General features: G+C 35.0%; 19 protein-coding genes and 1 riboswitch. Of the genes, 7 read left to right on the top strand and 12 right to left on the bottom strand.

Annotation, left to right across the window (positions count from 1 at the left end; translation table 11 throughout):
- The first annotated feature begins 137 nt into the window (after window positions 1-137).
- Window positions 138-602, top strand: a complete 465-nt coding sequence (locus NCCP28_RS08460) for a YkyB family protein (protein ID WP_248560949.1) — start codon at window positions 138-140, stop codon at window positions 600-602.
- Between the two features lie 124 nt (window positions 603-726).
- On the opposite strand, the gene NCCP28_RS08455 is transcribed toward NCCP28_RS08460, so the two are convergent.
- Both NCCP28_RS08455 and NCCP28_RS08450 read right to left on the bottom strand, forming a co-directional pair.
- Window positions 727-1629, bottom strand: coding sequence for a chemotaxis protein (locus NCCP28_RS08455; protein ID WP_248561137.1), 903 nt, complete (start codon window positions 1627-1629; stop codon window positions 727-729).
- Window positions 1630-1922: 293 nt separating this feature from the next.
- Entirely contained in the window at window positions 1923-3221 is a 1299-nt protein-coding gene (locus NCCP28_RS08450) for an MFS transporter (RefSeq protein WP_375709377.1), read from the bottom strand.
- Between the two features lie 337 nt (window positions 3222-3558).
- Between NCCP28_RS08450 and NCCP28_RS08445 the strand changes: the two genes are divergently transcribed.
- Window positions 3559-3735 carry a hypothetical protein gene (locus NCCP28_RS08445; protein WP_248560948.1) on the top strand — a complete coding sequence of 59 codons (177 nt, stop codon included), beginning with the start codon at window positions 3559-3561 and terminating at the stop codon, window positions 3733-3735.
- A gap of 190 nt (window positions 3736-3925) precedes the next feature.
- Here the strand turns inward: NCCP28_RS08445 and NCCP28_RS08440 are convergent, their stop codons facing one another.
- The 3 genes from NCCP28_RS08440 to NCCP28_RS08430 form a co-directional block, all read right to left on the bottom strand.
- Window positions 3926-4822: an NAD(P)-dependent oxidoreductase gene (locus NCCP28_RS08440; protein ID WP_248560947.1), complete on the bottom strand. Its 897-nt coding sequence runs from the start codon at window positions 4820-4822 to the stop codon at window positions 3926-3928.
- 474 nt (window positions 4823-5296) lie between these two features.
- Window positions 5297-7015, bottom strand: a complete 1719-nt coding sequence (gene ptsP / locus NCCP28_RS08435) for a phosphoenolpyruvate--protein phosphotransferase (RefSeq protein ID WP_248560946.1) — start codon at window positions 7013-7015, stop codon at window positions 5297-5299.
- The gene (locus tag NCCP28_RS08430; RefSeq protein WP_282579536.1) at window positions 7015-7281 is read right to left on the bottom strand and encodes a phosphocarrier protein HPr; all 267 of its coding nucleotides are present in this window, start codon (window positions 7279-7281) and stop codon (window positions 7015-7017) included. The genes ptsP and NCCP28_RS08430 overlap by 1 nt, the downstream gene beginning before the upstream one ends.
- A 503-nt stretch (window positions 7282-7784) precedes the next feature.
- Here NCCP28_RS08430 and NCCP28_RS08425 point away from each other — a divergent pair.
- The gene (locus tag NCCP28_RS08425; RefSeq protein ID WP_248560945.1) at window positions 7785-8156 is read left to right on the top strand and encodes a PilZ domain-containing protein; all 372 of its coding nucleotides are present in this window, start codon (window positions 7785-7787) and stop codon (window positions 8154-8156) included.
- Window positions 8157-8313: 157 nt separating this feature from the next.
- Here the strand turns inward: NCCP28_RS08425 and NCCP28_RS08420 are convergent, their stop codons facing one another.
- Window positions 8314-8508 carry a hypothetical protein gene (locus NCCP28_RS08420; RefSeq protein WP_248560944.1) on the bottom strand — a complete coding sequence of 65 codons (195 nt, stop codon included), beginning with the start codon at window positions 8506-8508 and terminating at the stop codon, window positions 8314-8316.
- A gap of 308 nt (window positions 8509-8816) precedes the next feature.
- Between NCCP28_RS08420 and NCCP28_RS08415 the strand changes: the two genes are divergently transcribed.
- Window positions 8817-8990 carry a YkvS family protein gene (locus NCCP28_RS08415; protein WP_101178749.1) on the top strand — a complete coding sequence of 58 codons (174 nt, stop codon included), beginning with the start codon at window positions 8817-8819 and terminating at the stop codon, window positions 8988-8990.
- Window positions 8991-9236: 246 nt separating this feature from the next.
- On the opposite strand, the gene NCCP28_RS08410 is transcribed toward NCCP28_RS08415, so the two are convergent.
- Window positions 9237-9341 (bottom strand): DUF6254 family protein, encoded by a 105-nt coding sequence (locus NCCP28_RS08410; RefSeq protein ID WP_248560943.1) that lies wholly within the window; start codon window positions 9339-9341, stop codon window positions 9237-9239.
- Between the two features lie 204 nt (window positions 9342-9545).
- A riboswitch (glycine riboswitch) is annotated at window positions 9546-9621 on the top strand.
- Window positions 9622-9853: 232 nt separating this feature from the next.
- On the opposite strand from NCCP28_RS08410, the gene NCCP28_RS08405 reads away from it, so the two are divergent.
- Window positions 9854-10129 (top strand): ACT domain-containing protein, encoded by a 276-nt coding sequence (locus NCCP28_RS08405; protein WP_248560942.1) that lies wholly within the window; start codon window positions 9854-9856, stop codon window positions 10127-10129.
- Between the two features lie 16 nt (window positions 10130-10145).
- A complete protein-coding gene (locus NCCP28_RS08400; protein WP_248560941.1) occupies window positions 10146-11507 on the top strand; it encodes a PFL family protein in 1362 nt (453 codons plus the stop codon).
- An 80-nt stretch (window positions 11508-11587) separates the two neighbouring features.
- On the opposite strand, the gene NCCP28_RS08395 is transcribed toward NCCP28_RS08400, so the two are convergent.
- On the bottom strand, window positions 11588-12622 hold the full coding sequence (locus NCCP28_RS08395; protein ID WP_248560940.1) for a YkvI family membrane protein: 1035 nt from the start codon (window positions 12620-12622) through the stop codon (window positions 11588-11590).
- Between the two features lie 236 nt (window positions 12623-12858).
- Here NCCP28_RS08395 and NCCP28_RS08390 point away from each other — a divergent pair, with 236 nt between their 5' ends.
- Window positions 12859-15003 (top strand): ATP-dependent Clp protease ATP-binding subunit, encoded by a 2145-nt coding sequence (locus NCCP28_RS08390; protein ID WP_248560939.1) that lies wholly within the window; start codon window positions 12859-12861, stop codon window positions 15001-15003.
- A gap of 130 nt (window positions 15004-15133) precedes the next feature.
- Here NCCP28_RS08390 and cobA read toward each other — a convergent pair whose 3' ends face one another.
- From cobA to nirB, 4 genes are all read right to left on the bottom strand, one after another.
- Complete coding sequence (gene cobA / locus NCCP28_RS08385; RefSeq protein WP_248560938.1) at window positions 15134-16606, bottom strand: uroporphyrinogen-III C-methyltransferase; 1473 nt, start codon at window positions 16604-16606, stop codon at window positions 15134-15136.
- 59 nt (window positions 16607-16665) lie between these two features.
- Window positions 16666-17487, bottom strand: a complete 822-nt coding sequence (locus NCCP28_RS08380; RefSeq protein ID WP_248560937.1) for a uroporphyrinogen-III synthase — start codon at window positions 17485-17487, stop codon at window positions 16666-16668.
- A 134-nt stretch (window positions 17488-17621) separates the two neighbouring features.
- Entirely contained in the window at window positions 17622-17948 is a 327-nt protein-coding gene (nirD, locus tag NCCP28_RS08375) for a nitrite reductase small subunit NirD (RefSeq protein ID WP_248561134.1), read from the bottom strand.
- Window positions 17949-17978: 30 nt separating this feature from the next.
- Window positions 17979-20390, bottom strand: a complete 2412-nt coding sequence (nirB, locus tag NCCP28_RS08370) for a nitrite reductase large subunit NirB (RefSeq protein WP_248560936.1) — start codon at window positions 20388-20390, stop codon at window positions 17979-17981.
- Window positions 20391-20779 lie beyond the last annotated feature (389 nt).

Below are 20779 nucleotides of genomic sequence, written 5' to 3'. Positions count from 1 at the left end.
AATGGACCAATCATCAACATCAGTCTTTAATGACCCCTAATATTTAGAAACATACTTTTTAAGGCATTTCTTTTCTTTTATAAAAATAGTATAATAGCTTGTATTCTATACCTATTCTGAAAGGAGTTATCAAAGAAATGAATAGACACCAGCCATACAAAACAAATTTACAGCCAACAATTGATAATCTTACACAGGCAATTTTTATTGTAAATCGTCACGCAAAAACAGCTACCGATCCAAAATTTCTTTATAAATTAAAACAAACTAGCTTGGAAAAGTTATTAAAAGAAGGGAAAGCAAAAAAAGTTGGTCTCCACTTCTCCGGCAACCCAAAAAATAGCCAGCAACAATCAGACATTTTAGTCGAATGCGGAAAGTATATGTTTCATTTACCTCCCACAAAACAAGATTTCCGTGACTTGCCTCATTTAGGTTCCTTACGCACTGACGTCCGAAATCCCAAAGCAACTCTTTCCTTAAATCAAGCAAAAAAACTTCTCATTTATTACACAGGATTAAAAGAAGCATCTCCAGACAACAATGCAAAAAAGAAAAAATACGAAAAACCTGTATTTAAAAAACTCGGTGAGAGCTATTAAACTTTCACCGTATTTCTAGTTGCTATATTAGCAAATACTATTTATATAAAATGATACTTCTTTCCATTGTGAAAACGAATATTTTTATGTCAATCCCAGCAAATTTTTACAGCAAAGCAAACATTTATAATACATATTTATCCACTAGCAAAATTAATTCAGCGATATCTGGTTTGCTCACTTGCCCATTCGCTCCAACTTGCTGCCCTTTATGTCTCAAATCTTCTGTAATTAAAGAAGAAAAAATAATAATTGGCAGATGCGCTAATTGCGGATTATCCTTTATTCGTTTTGTTAGGTGATGTCCGTCCATTTGCGGCATTTCAATATCTGTAATAATTAATTGTGCAGCATCCTGGATATCTTTATCTCTGCTTTCCTTCTCCAAATAGTTCAGTGCCTCCAAACCATTTTCAAAAAATTCTATGTTGTAAAAGCCTGCTTCTATTAATGTATCTTCCAACAATTTTCTAAGCAGCGGCGAATCCTCGACAACTACCAATCGTTTATTGCTCCGTTCCCTTTTCCCTAGTTTTTTTACTTGTTGTACATTGATGCCTGAATCTGGATTAATATCAACCAATATTTTTTCAAAATCTAATAATAAGATCATTTCTCCAGCAAATTTAATGACACCAATGATTTGGCTATCTGCCCCTTGATACATCCCTGTAGGCTTTTCAATATTCTCCCAGGAAATACGATGAATTTGATTCACATGATGAACATGAAAGATAACTTTCATCTTATTAAACTCAGAAACAATAAACTTATCCTTTTCAGAGTTGTTTGAAGGCGGATAACCTAATACACTGGCCAAATTGACAACAGGCAGCACTTCTCCCCTTAACTCCATAATTCCTTCCACATATGGATGTGAGTGAGGAATTGGAATAACGGAAACTGGGTTAATAATTTCTTTTACTTTGATAACATTGATACCAAATTTATTGTTGCCAACTGAAAATTCTACGATTTCCAGCTCGTTTGTACCACTCTCTAATAAAATTCCTCTTTCGTTTTTCATTTCATTCTCCTGCTCCTTTTTAGAAACTTTGTCCCCATCCACAGAAAGTATGCCCCCTCCTAAAAGATTGGGAGAGGGGTAAAATAACCTCCGCTGATTAAAGTTTCACTTTATAGATATTATTTAAATCATTTTTTCTTGATTAATAATATTCTTCTCTTGCTGATGCAATAAATGTTGCGAAATAGAAATATATACTCTTTTTATCGACTAGTTTCTATGTTTCTGAAGCAGAAATCTGTCTTTCTTTGTAAAACTCCGCTGAAATTACGAGAATATTCATTCAATTCCCCCTATTCCTTAATTAGGGAATGTACGTATAGACCGATAACAGTTAATAAAATAAGCGAGCCTAAAGCTATTCTGCTAGCAAGTGCCCCTAAGTCTGCAAAAAGAAGTGTGATGGTGCCATATAAAAAAGGTCCCATTACTGAAGAAACTTTTCCCGAAAAAGCAAATAAGCCAAAAAACTGTCCTCTTTTTTCCTCTGGCGTTATTTCCACAATATAAGATCTGGTAGTAACCCACATACTCCCTAAGGCTATCCCAAACAAACTTCCTGCAATCCAAAACAAATACTCGCTAAAGGCAAAGGTGGCCATAACTAATGCAACTATTAGCAGCATACCAACATATTTGACAGATAAGTAAGATCCTTTATATTTTGCAATATAGCCAAATATAAAGGACCCAATAATGCTTGAAATAGTAGAAACTAAATACAGGAAAATAAATTTGGCTGTACTAAATCCAATAACTGCTTTTGCATACACTGCCATCATGGCGACTGTTGTTGCAATTGCATCATTCAAAAAAAAGTAAGCTATCATAAAAAGAAAAATCTTCCTATATGTTTTGATTTGTTTAAATGTTTCATAAATATCTTTATAGCCGGAAAAAAAAGAAAATGATGTTTGCTTTTCTGCTGGAGCTTCTTTCATAAAGAAAAACAAAGGCAAGGAAAAAAGGAAAAATAAAAACGCAGTAGGAAGAAATGCTTGATAGAATTTGCTGTCTTCCACAAATAAATAGACAACTAATCCAATTAAGGTTCCTAAGTACCCTACTGCAACACCAAATCCTGAGATAACCGGAATCTGTTCTTTTGTTCCTAAGTCAGAAATGCTATTATCGTAAAATACTAAACTGGAATGATAAAAAAACTTGGCCAACACAAATAAAATAATAACTAATAATAAAGACAAGGGCATCGATAAAATCGTTGTAGAAAAATTATTGCTTTTTGCTATCACTCCCATCCCAGCAGTACAAAACACCGCAAGCAGCGTAAATACAATAATATATTTCTTCTTCTTGCCAGTACGATCCATCATTACACCAAATAAGGGAGAAAATATAACTAATAGGAAGCTAGCTATTGCATTGGCATAAGAAATAAATGTACTTGCCAGTTGAGTTTGCACTTCATTTGAACCAATCGCCTCCTGTAAATAAAGGGGGAAAAAAATAGTGTTAATATTAGAGGAAAAAATTGTATTCGCTGCATCATATAGGGCCCAAGATAATACAGGCAAAGAAAAATATAGAGCTAATCCTTTTTTATTGTTCCTTTTATTCAACTGCTCTTCCATCATCATTTCTCCTTCTGTGTTTCTTAATATTTTCACTCCATTTATATTATTCCATTCCTTTTCTTTTCATGTAAACTTGCAAAAGAAGCTTTTTTCTCTTCATTCAGCATATTAGCCTTTGCTAAATTTCTGTTCTTTCCAAAACATGCAAATTTTCAATTATTTTTTTAAAATTAATTACTATTTTGTGAAATATATAACAATCATCTAGACGTTTTTGCGCAAGCAGAATACGATACATATATAAAGAAATATTTCTAATCAGCAAGTGATTTCCCTCCCATTAACTGGGGAGATAGTATTCTATACCATATTAGATAAAGAGAGGGGAAAATCAATGACAGGCACAGCTATTCTTTTTCATGAAGATTCATCTGTTACATTTTTAGAAAATATCGATATAACAGACTTCCAATTATTGCAGACTGCAAAAAGTAAGCAAACGATTTTTTTGCATGCTACAAAGTTTTCCTATTTTTGTGAAAATGAAATTGATTGGGATTACGGCTACTGAATTTCTGCCCATTTTACTTCTATTAATTAAGTTATTTTTCTTCCACAGATTGATTATTTGTACTGATAGAGCTTTTGACCGGCAAAAACCGAAATTTTTATGTCACAAACAACTTTTCCTGTTAGTCCCATACCAAAAAGGAGAAGCAGTAGACAAATCTCACTGCTTCTCCTTTTTAATTCAGCCTAGCCTATATAGCGGAACTGCTATATTGTTGATAATATTTATAAAGTGCTTGTGTGCCGCTTTCATCTTCTCCAAGTCGCGATAGTCTGCTGTATAAATTCTCTGCAAGCTGTAAACCAGGAGCATCCATTCCCATTAATTTTGCTTCTTCAAGAGCAATGCGCATATCTTTTATAAAATGCTTAATATAAAATCCCGGTTCAAAGTCCCCTTTAATCATTCGAGGAGCAAGATTGCTCAAAGAGAAACTTCCCGCAGCACCTGTAGAAATGCTTTTTAGCACAGTATCTGGATCTAATCCTGCCTTCTCAGCATAAACAATTGCTTCACAAACCCCAACCATATTAGAGGCAATTGCTATTTGATTACACATTTTTGTATGTTGCCCCGCACCTGCTTCTCCTTGATACACAATATTTGTGCCTAGTACTTCAAAAACTGGCGCTAACGCTTGAAAAGCAGCTGATTCCCCACCGACCATGATGGATAACTTTCCTTCTCTAGCTCCAATATCTCCACCAGAAACAGGTGCATCTACTACATAAATACCATGTTTTTTTCCTTCTTCAAAGAGTTTTTTTGCTAAACTGGGTGTAGAAGTTGTCATATCAATCGTGTAGCTTCCTTCTTTTGCATGAGATAGAATGCCGTTTTCTCCAAGATAAACTTCTTCTACATCAGATGGATACCCAACAATTGTAATAATAATATTTGCTTTTTCAGCCACTTCTTTTGGCGTATCAGCCCATTTTGCACCTAAAGAAAGCAATTCTTCTGCTTTCATTTTTGTTCTATTGTAAACAAACACACCATACCCTTTTGCAAGCAAATTTTTTGCCATACTGTTGCCCATAACCCCTGTACCGACAAAACCAATTATACTATTTTCTTGTGACACCATATCATTTCACACTCCCTAATAGTAATTGTTTCTTTTTATGTATTCTAATTAATGATAGCATGAATTGCCTTCTATGAATATGAACATTCCATAAACTAATATATTTTAATAAGGTTGTTTCTGTATAGATTATGGCCTTTGCATGCAGCAGTCAGCATACATACATTTTAAGCGAGCATCAAGCCTCCTCTTCCCTATTGGACTCCTTCTGTAGGGCCTCATCTTTTACCCATTCCCATAGAATTTTGCGTGTATACACAGGCTCCTGAGATCTGTTTCCCACGCTTTTCCTTTTAAAAACAGCCTTTAACAAATAATAATTTCCCGCAAAAAAACCGACTGATTATCTAAAATCAGTCGGCCAAAAAGGGGAAAATGAGAATAGCCCTAAGGCAACTTTAAAAATTGATAAGCGCCTGTGCTTATAATATTTTTACCCTTTTTTATTATAAGTAAACATTAATTTTTATTTTTTTATGAAAGTTTTGCAGCAGTTTTAACAGCTTCCATTACTTCTTCTGTAGTAGACATCTGTAATGCTTTTGCTGCCAATTCTTCCATTTCTGTTTTGGAAAGGTGCAGGATTTGAGCACGTGCTTTTAAGATAGATGTAGCACTCATAGAGAATTCATCTAATCCTAAACCTAACAACAACGGAATTGCCGTTTCATCTCCAGCCATTTCTCCACACATTCCAGCCCATTTTCCTTCTTTGTGTGCAGCATCAATAACCATTTTAACCAAACGCAAAATAGATGGATTGTATGGTTGATATAAATAAGATACTCTTTCATTCATACGGTCTGCAGCCATTGTGTATTGAATCAAATCATTTGTTCCAATACTAAAGAAATCTACTTCTTTTGCAAATTGATCTGCAAGAACTGCTGTTGAAGGAATCTCTACCATAATTCCAAGTTCAATCTTATCTGCCACTTTTGTTCCACTTGCAGTTAAGTTTGCTTTTTCTTCTTCTAAAAGCGCTTTTGCAGCACGGAACTCATTTAATGTCGCAATCATTGGGAACATGATTTTTAAGTTACCATATGAGCTTGCACGAAGCAATGCTCTCAATTGAGTACGGAAAATATCCTGCTCCTCTAGACATAAACGAATTGCACGGAAACCAAGGAATGGGTTCATTTCTTTTGGCAAATCTAAATATGGAAGTTCTTTGTCTCCACCGATATCCAATGTACGAACAACTACTGGTTTCCCTTTCATGCCTTCAAGAACAGCTTTATAAGATTCGAACTGCTCATCTTCTGTTGGAAGTTGATCTCTTCCCATATATAAGAATTCTGTACGGTATAATCCAACCGCTTCCCCGCCATTATTAATAACACCTTCTAAATCATTTGGTGTACCAATATTTGCTGCTAATTCTACATGAACTCCATCAGCGCTAACTGTTTTTTCGTTCACAAGTTTAGCCCATTCCGCTTTTTGCTCTTCATATTGTGCAGCTGTTTTTTCATAGCTTGCCACTATTTCTGGAGTTGGATTAATATGGATTTCACCTTTTAATCCATCAACAATAACCAAATCGCCATTTTGGATTTCTTCTGTTGCTTTTTTTGTTCCAACAACAGCAGGAATTTCTAATGAGCGAGCCATAATTGCTGAATGTGAAGTTCTTCCGCCAATATCTGTTGTAAAACCTTTAACAAATTGACGATTTAATTGGGCGGTATCAGATGGCGTTAAATCTTCTGCCACTACCACTACTTCTTCCGAAATCATGCTTGGGTTTGCTAAATGCACGCCTAATAAGTGGGAAAGCACACGTTTTGTAACGTCGCGAATATCTGCTGCGCGTTCTCTCATATATTCATTATCCATTGATTCAAACATAGTAATAAACATATCAGTAGTTTCTTTTAACGCAAATTCTGCATTAACAGATTCTGTTTTGATTTTGTCTTCGATAGGTGCAATTAATTCAGGATCACTTAATACTAATAAATGGGCTTCAAAAATAGCGGCTTTATCTGCACCAAGCTCCTTGTTTGCTTTTTCGCGGATAGCGTCTAATTCACCCTTTGATTTGCTTAATGCTTCTTGAAAACGATTGATTTCATTTTCAGCATTATCAATTGTTGTTTTTTCAAAAGAAAGATTTGGTTCTACTAGGCGATATGCTTTTGCAATAGCAATTCCACTGGATGCTGCGATTCCTTGTAAGAAACTCATTATTCTGCCAAGCCTTCTGTTTTTAAAGTTTCTGCTAACCCATTAATTGCATCCTGCTCATCATTGCCTTCAGCGCTAATTGCAATATCTGCCCCTTGCCCAATACCTAATGACATTACGCCCATAATAGATTTCAGATTTACTTTTTTCCCTTTATATTCTAATTGGATTTCAGAATCAAATTTGCTTGCTGCTTGTACTAGAAGTGTTGCTGGACGAGCATGAATCCCTGTATCTGCTATAACTTTAAATTCTTTTACTATCATTGGTAAATCAAACTCCTTTTATAAAAAATTAAATAAGATGTATTGCGTAATCTTAACAGCTAAACTTAAATCCCCTTAATACTAGTCAAGATTTATTCTAACCACTAAATACTATATAATTAATCAGATACGATTGTAAACTGCCGTTTATTTTTAATGTATGTCCTATATTTAGCTTTTCTATCAAATCTTTTCATTTGACTATTATATTTTCTTCTTATTTCCCCAAAATAATGTAGGGAATTTAAAACTATTATGTAGGTTTTTAAGTTTATTTTAATAACATCTCAAAAAAAGAATAGCATTTCTTTCTTTAGGAGACAATCAAAAAATCTTTTTCAAAGAAAAATAATCATTTTATATTTAACGAAGTTGTCATATATTTAAAAGAGACAGATTTGAAAATTTGATACAATTTTTGCTGAGCCTCCATATGTAGCGCAGCTAAAAGATTAGATTTATCCAGCCTTTAACAACAAAATAAAAAGCCGTGGTGAAAAAGCATGAAATATAAACGGGAAGAGCCATTTCGCTATCTATTTCCAGATCCAATCGACGGAGAGATCACATTAAAAAAATTAGACGATGAAACAACTTTTAATATAGGAAAAGCAGCTATTATCGACATTAGTCCAAATGGCATGAAATTTGCTTCTCAGTTAGATTTACCTGTCAATAGTGACCATATTCTCTTCTATATTATTTTTTCTATCAAAAACAAAAGAATTTCTATTCCAGGCAATATTACTTGGAAGAAAAAACGCTTAAATCAATATATATATGGCTATCAAGCTCAAAATGCTCAAGAAAAACAAAAAGAAATTATTGAAGAACTAAAAGAGTATGCAAAAGCTCGATTAAAAAAAACAACTTAAATTATACCTTCTTTCAAGCGCCCCTATGTTTTTCCAGCAATCGTCCATCCAAGTTTTTTTAAGCTTATTCAATAATTAAGATGACGGTTGAATATTAAAAAACATAAGCAATAAAAATTCAACTTCTTTCATCATGAAGATGTTATTGCACAACCATTTAGCTTCGTGGGGTGGATAAATAAGTATATGCTACATCTCCACCTCTTAAGGCAATTCCTCTAAAATATTTAAAATCATTTCTTTCAACAAGATATTTGCGAAATTGTAAAAATTCCTCCTTTTTTATTGTGATTTTTTCTACTTCCCCATTTTTCAGTTGTTCTAGCAAATTGTAAACATCTTTTTCCTCCATATAAATTACCTCCTGGATTTTCTGTAGAATATTGTTGATAAATGTCGACTTTTCCGCAGAAATTCAGCTGACATCTTATGGTATAATTATCCTTAATATAATTTTAGCAAAAAAGTTTTCTTTTTTTCATTTGCACCATTCAATAATCAGCATGCGTGCACCAAATACATCATATTATCATAGTATATGTATATTTTAATCGTTACTGATATTGCAAGCAATTCATATTTCTTTACGAATAAATTCTGATAGTGCAAACTATAAATACAGAATTTATATACAATTTGAATGTAAGGAGTGGAAGGAAAGTGAAAAGAGCCGAGGTTGGAAATATAATTGAGTTTAGAGGATTACAAGGTATTGTAGAAAAGGTTAATGAAAATTCTGTAATTGTCGATTTAACCTATATGGACAATTATCGCGATCTTGAATTAGAGCAAAGAACCGTTGTCAATCATAAAAACTATACCGTCATTAAATAATGCTCCCCAAAAGCGGGAATATTTCTCATTTAAAATCGATGAATGTAAACGCTTTTCCTCCTTATTATTAGGAAGTAATCATAAATATGGGCTGTTTTTTTGTCCATCTGATTTGCAGCGTGCAACATTAAAAACTATAAAAAATCACCTGATATTTGGCGGGGATGAAAAATTCCCCGCTTCTAGTGTTCCTCTTTTCTTTTTATTATTCTAATAAAAAGATTGTTAAGGAAGCTTTTGCAACAGCTATTCTTCCGCAAGTTCTTTTTTTGTTTTTACTTTCCCATGAGGTTTTTGTTTTTGCTTACGGACAGCCCATTCTCTCTCTTGCTCCCGCTGTGATTTAGACATCTTTCATCCCCCTTTCTGTCTTCATAGAATGAACCACTTGCTGTTTTTTTATCCTCTTGTATTCATTTTCCAACTCTATTTATTTTTTCACTTTTTTAAATTGTTTTTCTTTTGTTATTGACCATCTCGAAAAAAACTGATAACATCACTTTATATTTGATATATAAAGTTTTAGCGATGATTGTTGTGGATAAAACTATAACAGGAGCCGCTTCTGGAGAGACCGCAATGTCGGCACCGAAGGATTCACAATCTCAGGTAAAAGGACAGAAGAGTAACATATACATACTAATTGTAATGGTTTGTTATTCTGGATGTTGACCCGCCTAGAAGATTGGAGATTCTCCAATCTTTTTTCATGTCCATTGTTTTATAGTAAACACATCCATCCATTTGCAAACTCATATACTTATATAATTTTATAACAAATAATTCTACTTGGTTTGGCTAAACATAATGCTATTCTAATAAAACTTTCAGCCAAACAAATAAATTTAAATGAGGTGACTTTTATGCAGCAGCGTCGCGCAGTTGTAAGTGTAATCGGAAAAGATCAAGTTGGTATCATCAGCAAAGTAACAACTGTAATTTCTCAAAATAATATTAATATTTTGGATATCAGCCAAACCATTCTGCAAGATTTTTTTACGATGATGATGCTTGTAGACATTACAAATAATGAAAATCTAGATGAATTGCGCAGCCAATTGGATGCACTTGGCAGTGAACTTCAATTAAAGATTAATATTCAGCTAGAAGAAATTTTTCAATCCATGCACCGTGTATAAGGAAGGAGGATATTAAATGAAGATAGCATTAAATGAAATGATGGAAACCATAAACATGGTTCAAATGGAAAACCTTGATATCCGAACTGTTACTATGGGAATTAGTTTATATGATTGTGCAGATTCTGATTTCGATAAAATGAATACTGCTGTATATAAAAAAATCACTACATATGCAAGCAAATTGACAGTTGTTGCAGAAGCGGTTGAAAAAGAATACGGGATTCCAATTATCAATAAGCGCATCTCTATTACACCAATTGCGGAGATTCTAGGGCATGCAACAGTTGAACAAGCAATTGAATTAGCAAAAACTTTGGATAAAGCGGCAAAAGATTTAAATGTCGATTTTATTGGGGGATATTCTGCTCTTGTTCATAAAGGCATATCCAAAGCAGACCAAACACTTCTAGATGCATTGCCAGAAGCATTAACAGTTACTGATAGAGTTTGCGCTTCTGTTTCTGTTGCAACAACAAGAACTGGCATTAATATGGATGCTGTTAAACAAATGGGGATCATCATTAAAGAAGCAGCAGAAAAAACAAAAGATACCAATGGGTTAGCTTGTGCTAAACTGGTTGTTTTCTGTAATCCTGTTGAGGATAACCCCTTTATGGCTGGCGCATTTCATGGCGCTGGAGAAGGAGAAGTTGTCATTAATGTTGGAGTAAGCGGTCCTGGAGTTGTCTTAAATGCGCTTAAAAAATACCCAGAAGCAGATTTAGGTGAAGTTTCTGACATCATAAAAAAAACAACTTTTAAAATTACTCGTGCAGGCGAATTAATCGGCCGTGTTGTTGCAGAAAGACTAGGTGTTCCTTTTGGAATTATGGACCTTTCTCTTGCTCCAACGAATGCCATTAATGACAGTGTTGCCGAAATTTTAGAAGAAATCGGCTTAGAACGGGTAGGGACACATGGTACAATTGCTGCACTTGCCCTAATGAATGATGCTGTCAAAAAGGGAGGAGCAATGGCTAGTTCTTATGTTGGTGGATTAAGCGGAGCCTTTATTCCTGTAAGTGAAGACAATGGCATGATTCGCGGCATAACAGACAACAGCTTAACCTTGTCAAAACTAGAAGCGATGACATGTGTGTGCTCTGTTGGTTTGGATATGATTGCTCTAACCGGTGATGTAACACCTGCAACTTTATCTGCTATAATAGCTGATGAAGCAGCAATCGGCATGATTAATAAAAAAACAACCGCTGTACGCGTTATTCCTGTTCCTGGAAGAAACGAAGGGGAAATGGTTGAATTTGGAGGATTATTAGGACGTGCTCCAGTTATGGGAGTAAATCCTTTCAGTTCAGCTAAATTAATTGATCGAGGCGGCCGTATCCCTTCACCGCTGCAAGCGCTCATTAACTAAAGTATATAAAAGCAAGCACCTTGCAGCATAACTCCTAGTAGTCTGTTTTGGTGCTTGCTTCTTTTTATGTAAATAAATGCTTAATTTTCTGGAATAGGTTTTAGCATTAAAAGCAGTAAAAAAATCAAACTAATATATCCAAATAATGGATATAACCAAGAAAGCAAAGTTCCATAGTGTATAAAGCTAATTGCATAGGAAATAAAAAAGATTACTGCAATAATCATAATGCCTGGAAGTCTGATATATCCCCTTAATTGCCTCTCTAACCCATAGACATTGCCAATAACAGATGTAAATATTTCACCATAAATCACCAGAATATAAACCCAAGAAAGATTTGGAGCAAGTGTCCTCATAATAGTAGCCATCGGTATTGCATAGCGATTGACATCCTCTAGCATAATAAGAGTAAAATGACTGGAAATCAAAATAAGCATTAAAGCAAATCCACCTATAATCCCACCCCATTTTACTGTATCTTCATCCCCTATTTCAGATGCGGCAGGCACTAGTACAGCAATAGCCAACGATAAATTTAGCGCTGTATAAGAAAATGGAGAAGCAAAGGCTTTCCAACTACTATTTTTATCTATAAATATATGAGAAGCAAAATCAGGCATTTGCACAGTATAAAAAAACAAAATAAAACTGAAGCTGATCATAATAGGCACGACAAATGTATTAACAGCAAATAATCCTTTCATGCCTACCGCCATTACCAGTATTGATAAAACAATTGTAAAGATAACGCCAGTCGCCTTTGAAAAACCTAGCTGTTCTTCAAAGATTGCCCCAGCTCCTGACAGCATAACTGCACATACACCGATCAGCATAATAAGCATTATGATATTTATCAACGTTCCCATCCATTTTCCAAATAAAAAAATCGTAAACTCTTGATAAGATTTTGCTTTTATTTTTACAGAAATTCTCATTAATTTTGATCCGAAATAACTAAAGATAGCGCCGCTGATTAAAATGCCAATGAGTCCAATAAAGCCAAACTGTGAAAAAAACTCTACTATTTCTTTCCCTGTCGCAAAACCGGCCCCAACTACTGTACCAACATATACAGCGGCTAATTGAAAGGCTGCATTCCATTTATTTTTCACCCCAGTCCCTCCTCCTTTTAACTATATGTCGGAGAGGACAAACAAAGACGAGCTTTTTTATTGATTAATTCTTATTCTTTTTACATAATAGAACAAAGATTTCAAGAAAGTTCGTTTTTTCCTCTAATATTTCTACAATTTTCCACAACCAAAAAACTTGAAGATCAAAGAAGGTCAAAGTATAATAGCATCATAAAAGGTCAAAATTGATCAAATTCAAAAGGAGGAAAATATTTATGAAATGTCAAATTTGCCAAGAAAACAACGCAAACGTGAGTCTGCAATACTTTACGAATAATGAAAGCCATCAATTAAATATTTGCCATAGTTGTTATCAAAAAGAAAAACAAAAAATGACATCTAATCCCAGTGGAATGTTTTTCCACACTTCCCCTTTTGATGAATTATTTAAATCCTTTAATCAGCATCAAGCAGGGGCAATGAATTCAGCTAATCAAACTCCTTCAAATAATAAAGGCATTTTAGATAATTACGGTAAAAATTTAAATCATCTGGCTAGAGCTGGGTTAATAGATCCTGTAATAGGCAGAGAAAATGAAGTAGATCGAGTAATCGAAATACTGAATAGAAGAAATAAAAACAATCCTGTTTTAATCGGGGAGCCTGGTGTCGGAAAAACAGCTATCGCTGAAGGCTTAGCATTAAAAATCGTTGAAGGTTCTGTACCGAAAAAATTAAAAAATAAAGAAATCTATTTATTAGATGTAGCATCCCTTGTAACAAACACAGGGATTCGCGGACAATTTGAAGAAAGAATGAAACAAATTATCCAAGAAATTCAAGAAAGAAAAAATGTAATTGTATTTATTGATGAAATCCATCAGCTTGTCGGAGCAGGATCTGCAGAAGGATCCATGGACGCAGGAAATATTTTAAAGCCTGCTTTAGCTCGCGGGGAACTTCATATCATTGGGGCAACTACATTAAAGGAATATCGCCAAATTGAAAAGGATGCAGCATTAGAACGCAGATTCCAGCCTATCCAAGTTGCAGAGCCATCTGTATCATCTGCAATTGCTATCTTAAATGGCATTAAGGATAAATATGAAAAATTCCATGAAGTCACTTATACAGAGGCAGCAATAGCTGCTTGTGTAGAGCTATCTCATCGTTATATTCAAGATCGCTTCTTGCCAGATAAGGCAATCGATTTATTAGATGAAGCCGGCTCAAAAATGAACCTTTCATCTAATTATGCCAATACAGAAGAAATTGAAAACAGATTAGTAAATATCGCAAAAGAAAAAGAGGCTGCTTTAAAAGAAGAAAATTATGAAAAAGCAGCAGAGTTGCGTCAAGAAGAAAAACAGTTGGAAGCTGCTTTAAATAATCCGAATATAGATGAAAAACCAGTCATTGATGTAGCTTTGATTCAAGAGTTAATTGAAAAGAAAACTGGGATTCCAGTTGGCAAATTACAGCAGGATGAACAGCAAAAAATGAAGAATTTAGCAGATCGCCTTGCTGAAAAAGTGATTGGCCAACAAGATGCAGTTATCAAAGTAGCTAAAGCAATTAAAAGAAGCCGTGCTGGTTTGAAAGCAAAAAATAGACCAATTGGAAGTTTCTTATTTGTTGGACCAACTGGTGTTGGGAAAACAGAATTAACGAAAACATTAGCAGAAGAATTATTCGGCACAAAAGACAGTATGATTCGCCTTGATATGAGCGAATATATGGAAAAACACAGCATTGCAAAAATCATTGGTTCTCCTCCAGGGTATGTAGGACATGAGGAAGCAGGACAACTGACAGAACAAGTAAGAAGAAACCCTTACAGCATTATCTTGCTTGATGAAATAGAAAAAGCCCATCCTGATGTTCAATCCATCTTTTTGCAAATACTAGAGGATGGCAGATTGACTGATAGCCAAGGACGTACTGTCAGCTTCAAAGATACCGTAATTATTATGACAAGCAATGCGGGTGTAGGCCATAAAAATATTGTTGTTGGTTTTGAAAAAAATGCCGCCATGGAAGAAAGCAATTTACTGCAGTCATTGGGCAGTTTCTTTAAACCAGAGTTTTTAAACCGATTTGATGCCATTATTGAATTTAAGTCATTAGAAAAACCGCATCTTTTACAAATAGCTGATTTATTATTAACAGAGTTAACAGAAACATTAAAAGAGCAGCAGATTACTCTTCACATTACAGAAGATGCAAAAGAAAAGCTAGTAGCATTAGGAACACATCCAAGTTTTGGAGCTCGTCCATTAAGACGTGCTATTCAAGAACATCTTGAAGATCATTTAGCTGATTTTATTTTAGACAAACAATATGCAACAGATTTAACAGCAAAACTTGAAGATGGAAACATCATAATTGTCGAAACAATAACAGAATCAGTATCTCATTAACTTAAAGAGAAAAAGAGATTTCCTAAAAGATTAAGTGTCCTCTCCGATGAAACTATTGATAAATCAGTATAATCTTAAACAAAAAGGAGCAATCCAATTGTCGAAAAATCGACTTATGGATTGCTCCTTTTTATATAGTTATTAATTCTTTTTCTAGTGCTAAACAATGGATTAAAGATTCAACAGTAGGTTTTTCGGGCATTCGATGTGTACTTATCCCATATCTATCAGCCATTTCCTTCGTTTTCATCCCCATTGCGACAATTTCCACATTATTTGCTAAACCTTCTAAACCAAATTTAGTTGCCTCTTTTAGAAAAACCTGAACTGAAGCACTGCTTGGTAATAATAAAGTATCGATCTGCGCTTCCTCTAGCTGTTGCTTCATAATATCCTCAAACTTTGTGTCGACTGTTTTTTTGCTTGTAATAAAAAGCTCATATTTTCCATATTGAATGGTATATAAAGGTTCTTCCTCTTTTATTTGATCATCTCCAACAATAAGCAATTTCCCCTCCTGTTTCATTTCTGTACAAAGAAATGCAGCAAAGCCTTTTGATTCTAGTGCTCTTATCGTTTTACTAGATAGCCCATAAAGAACACCTTTTAAGGACCGAATATCTATTTTGTTCTCCACTAGAATCGCAAAAAAATCATAAACTGCTTCTGATGAAGTAAAGAGGATCTTTTCATACACGTCCATAGTGCTTATGATGTTGTCATCAACAGCCGCTTTTTCTTTTTTCCATTTCGGAAACTCTATTACATCTGCACCCTGTGCTTTTAATTCTTTTGCTAGTTTGCTTTCTTCTGTTCCTGTTCGAATGAGCATTATTTGTTTGCCAAACAACGGTTTTTTTTCAAACCAGCTGATTTTTTCCCTTATAGCAACTACTTCACCTACAAGAGTGATGGCCGGATTGGTAATTTTCGCATCCTCTGCAAGCTCTCCTATCGTTGCCAATGTTCCTTCTACACTTTTCTGTCTGCCATATGTTCCCCATTGAATAAGAATAACAGGGGTATCCTGTGATTTCCCATGACTTATTAAATTATCGCAAATATATTGAAGATTCTTTACTCCCATATAAAAAACCATCGTTTGGACACTATTGACTAATCCTTGCCAATCAATATCAGGTTTTCCATTTGGCGTCTTATCATGTGCTGTTACAATTGCAAATGATCCAGCATAATCTCGATGCGTTACAGGTATTCCTGCATAAAGGGGAGCGGCTATTCCAGAGGTGATGCCTGGCACCATTTCAAACTCAATATCATGCTCGCTGACAGCTAATGCCTCTTCTCCAACTCTCCCAAATATGCTTGGATCACCGCCTTTAAGGCGGACAACAATTTTTCCTTCTAATGCTTTTTCCACTAATAGGCTATTGATCACTTCTTGTTTTAAAAAATGCCGATGTGGAAGCTTTCCACAATAGATAAATTCACATTCTGCATGTGCATGTTCTAATAAAGTTGGATTAATAAGGCGGTCATAAAGAATGACATCAGCCCTTTTAATGGCCTCAAGTCCTTTTACTGTAATTAACTCCCCATCTCCTGGGCCCGCTCCTACTAAATAAACTTTTCCTTTTTGCATATGCAGTCATCCTCTCTTATCCTTCAGGCAAATTTCTTTGTTACTTATTTTTGTTCTTGTCAGCAGCTAATTTGGCCGTTATGTTTATAAAATTGCTCAAGAGCTACAATGGCACTCCCCATTCTTTCTTCTTTAGGAATAACAAGTCTAGTTACGCCCTCATCTCTTAATGCAGCTGCTGTTACCTTTCCAACGGCAACAGCTACCACATTATTTTCAAAAGCTTCCAATAATTCATGATATACGTTCTGCTCTCTTGCATAGGAAAATAGGAACCTTGCTTGTGGTGTACTAGTAAAATTGACTGCATCTACTTTGTTCGTCAAAATTTCTTCTACAAGCTGCTCCAATACTTCTGTTTGCGGAGGTATATGCTTATATGGAAGAATTTCTTTAAATTCAGCTTGTTGTTCCTGCAAATATTCGATTAATTTCGGTGCAGGATCACCATGCAGCTGCAATGCTACTTTATGCCCTTTTAAATTAAAAGGCGCAAAAGCTCTTACCAATCCAACCGTACTGCCATCATCATCCCGTACATCTGGGATAATATTGAACTTTTTCAGCATATTAACTGTCTTATAACCTCTTGCCGCCACATTAGACTGTTGAATAGTGTGAATAAATGCATCTTGCATCCCCATTTTTTCTGCCGTTTTATATAATGTTTCTGTCCCTACTCCGGTTGTGAAAATAAACCAATCATAATTTCCTGCTAGTAATGTTTTTATGTCTTCTTCTAAATTGCTATCATCTAAAAAAATGGTTCCTTGTGTAGGACGCGATAATGGCACTCCGCCTAAATTACTTACTAATTTACTCAGTTCTTCCACTTTTCGCTGGCCTGCTAAAGCAATTCGTTTTCCTTCTAGTCGTTTCAACTGCCTATTCCTCCAAATCCATATGTTATGAATTTACTATATCATTTTATTGATAGAAAAAGGATATGAATTTTTTGGTTTTAAAGTTACTGCTATTTATTAATAGATTCACTGTTTCAATAGAGTTTATACTGTTAATCTTCTATTAAAAGATAAACATCATCCTCCTCCACAGCTGTTTTGTATGTTTTTACGCATCCTGTATCAGGTTCTTGCACTTTTCCATCTTCTAAACATATTTTCCAGTCATGCATCGGGCAAAATACATGATCTCCACTTACAATGCCTTCTGTCAAGACCCCGCCTTTATGTGGACAGCGATTCTCAATTGCTCTAATCGAACCGCCAGACAATCTGAATACCGCAATTTCTTTATCTTTATAGCGAACTGTTTTCCCTAAGCTTTTCGGAAGTTCTTCTAATTTGCATACAAGCATTTTTGTTAATTCTTTGTTTACCATCATTTTTCCCCCTTTTGATGTATGGATAGATTAAGACATCACGACATTTTCAAATAATTCTTTTGTTGTTTTTTCGCTTTCAACAATTTCCTTCCAAGGATCTTTATATACAGATAAAGTCTCTTCCATTCTTGCTGTTAACTCTTTGCGCTTTTGCTTGTCATCAAGTACTGATTGCACATGTGCCAAACCAACACGATCAAGCCATGCAGATGTTCTTTCCAAGTAATTAGCCGTTTCGCGATAATATTGTAAATAAGCTGCTGTTACTTCCATTACCTCTTCTTCTGTTTGAACTTTATATAATAGATCCCCGCCGCGTACATGTGTACCGCCGTTTCCGCCAATATAAATTTCCCAGCCTCCATCAATACCGATAAAGCCAATATCTTTAAAGCCAGACTCTGCGCAGCTTCGTGGACAAGCTGATACAGCCATCTTCACTTTATGCGGTGTTTGCAAGCCTTCAAATTTTTGCTCTAAGCGAATGCCAAGTCCCATGGAATCTTGTGTGCCAAATCGGCAGAATTGCTCACCTACACATGTTTTTACTGTACGCAATGACTTTCCGTAAGCAAATCCTGAAGGCATATCTAAATCACCCCATACTTTTGGCAAATCTTCTTTTTTAACCCCAATTAAGTCAATGCGCTGACCACCAGTCAACTTCACTAAAGGAATTTCATACTTGTCGACTACATCTGCAATTTTTCTTAAATCATTTGCATTTGTAACACCGCCGTACATCCGTGGTACAACAGAATATGTTCCATCTTTTTGGATATTTGCATGCATACGTTCATTTACAAAACGGGAATCTCTTTCATCTTTATATTCAATTGGATTAACCATTGCTAAATAATAATTAAGAGCTGGACGGCATTTGGAGCAGCCCTCTTCACTATTCCAGCCTAGAACATTCATTACTTCTCTTGTATGTTTTAAGCCTTTTGCTTTGATTTCTTCGACTACTTCCTCTCTTGAAAGATTGGTACAGCTGCAGATTGCTTCTTTTTGCTTTGTTGCATCAAAATCAGAGCCAAGTGTATGCTGCAATAATTCCCCAACAAGACCTTTACAGCCGCCACAAGATCTTGAAGCGCTTGTACATGCTTTAATCTCATCAATAGAAGAACAGCCTCCTTGAATGGCTTCCACTATTGTTCCTTTTGATACACCATTGCATCCACAAATAATTTCGTCTGCACTCATGCTTGCAACTAAACTTACGCCAGCGTCTTCTCCAATCGGCTGTAAGATGGTAATTTTTTCTGTATCAGAAATATCTGCTTCTTTTTGAATCATCGAGAACAAGCGATTTCCTTCTTTGCTGTCTCCAAAAAGCACTGCTCCAACAATTTGGTTTCCGCGAAGGACAATCTTTTTATAAATTCCATCTTGTTCATCAAATACTTTAATCGCTTTTTTGTCTGAATCTTCAGTTAAATCGCCCGCTGAAAACACTTCTACGCCAGATACTTTTAATTGTGTTGATAAAACAGAACCCTCATATGGATTGGTTTCTTTCCCGCATAGATGGCTTGCCAATACTTTTGCTTGTTCATAAAGTGGCGCCACTAATCCGTATGGTATTCCTCTATGCTCTGCACATTCACCAACAGAATAAATATGTGGAGTTTCTGTTTGCAAATAGTCATTTACAATGATTCCACGATTTATTGGAATATTGCTAGCTTTTGCTAATTCGATATTTGGTTTAATCCCAACTGCCATTACTACTAAGTCAGCGTCTAGAGTGGTGCCATCTTTAAACTTTAATCCTGTTACTCTTTCCTCGCCTAAAAATTGTTCTGTCTGTGTTTCTAATAAAAATTTCATTCCTTGTTTTTCTAATTCTTTCTGCAATAATTTCCCAGCAGTTAAATCAAGCTGACGCTCCATTAAAAATGGGCCAAGATGGATAACTGTTACATCCATTCCTAAATTAAGCAATCCTCTTGCTGCCTCTAATCCAAGTAAACCTCCGCCGATAACGGCAGCCTTTTTATATTTTTTGGAAGCCTCTAACATAATATCTGTATCTTTTATATCACGGAATGCCGTTACCCCTTCTTTTTCCGCGCCAGGAATCGGAAGCATAAACGGCACAGAACCAGTTGCTAAAATCAATTTATCGTATTTTTCTATTCTTCCACTATCTGTAACAACCCTCTTATTCTCTACATCTATATTAGTTGCCGTTTCACCAGTATGTAACGTGATATTGTTGTTTTTATACCAATCCCAATCGTTTAAGGTAATGTCGCTAACATTGGTATCCCCTTGCAAAACTTTTGATAATAAAATTCTATTATAGTTTGGATGTGGCTCACTTCCAAAAATAGTAATATCAAACTCGTCTTTTGAAACTTTAAGAACTTCTTCGATTGCTTTTACCCCTGCCATCCCATTTCCAACAAGAATTAATTTCTTTTTATTCACTATAATTCCTCCCCCAAGAAGTTTCCTTTACTTTAACACAGAGAAAAGATGTTTTTAATATACTTGTTATATTTTCTGACACACTTTTTCATATATTCAAAATACTTCTTTTAATCAAAAAACTGAAAAAACTCGCCATAAAGGCGTTGTATACCCTTACATCGAATGTTAACTTTTTTTAATTTTTTTTCTGCTTTTATAAAAAATCATCAAAAACGAGGTTAGGACACAACTAATTAGATAATCTGTAAAGACGAATAATCTCTAACTTTCGCTTTAAAATAAAGGCTAGTTTCGCAATCTTGGTTACTTGTGTTTTTACATATAGTCAAGTGTAAAAACTAATTCGTTCCATTGCGCTACAGACACTCCCTCTCCGCGGGGAGGAA

This window comes from Niallia sp. NCCP-28 (assembly GCF_023168165.1).
GTDB lineage: Bacteria > Bacillota > Bacilli > Bacillales > Cytobacillaceae > Niallia.
Note: the sequence above shows the minus strand (reverse complement) of the source record. Positions and strands in the feature narration are given on the sequence as shown.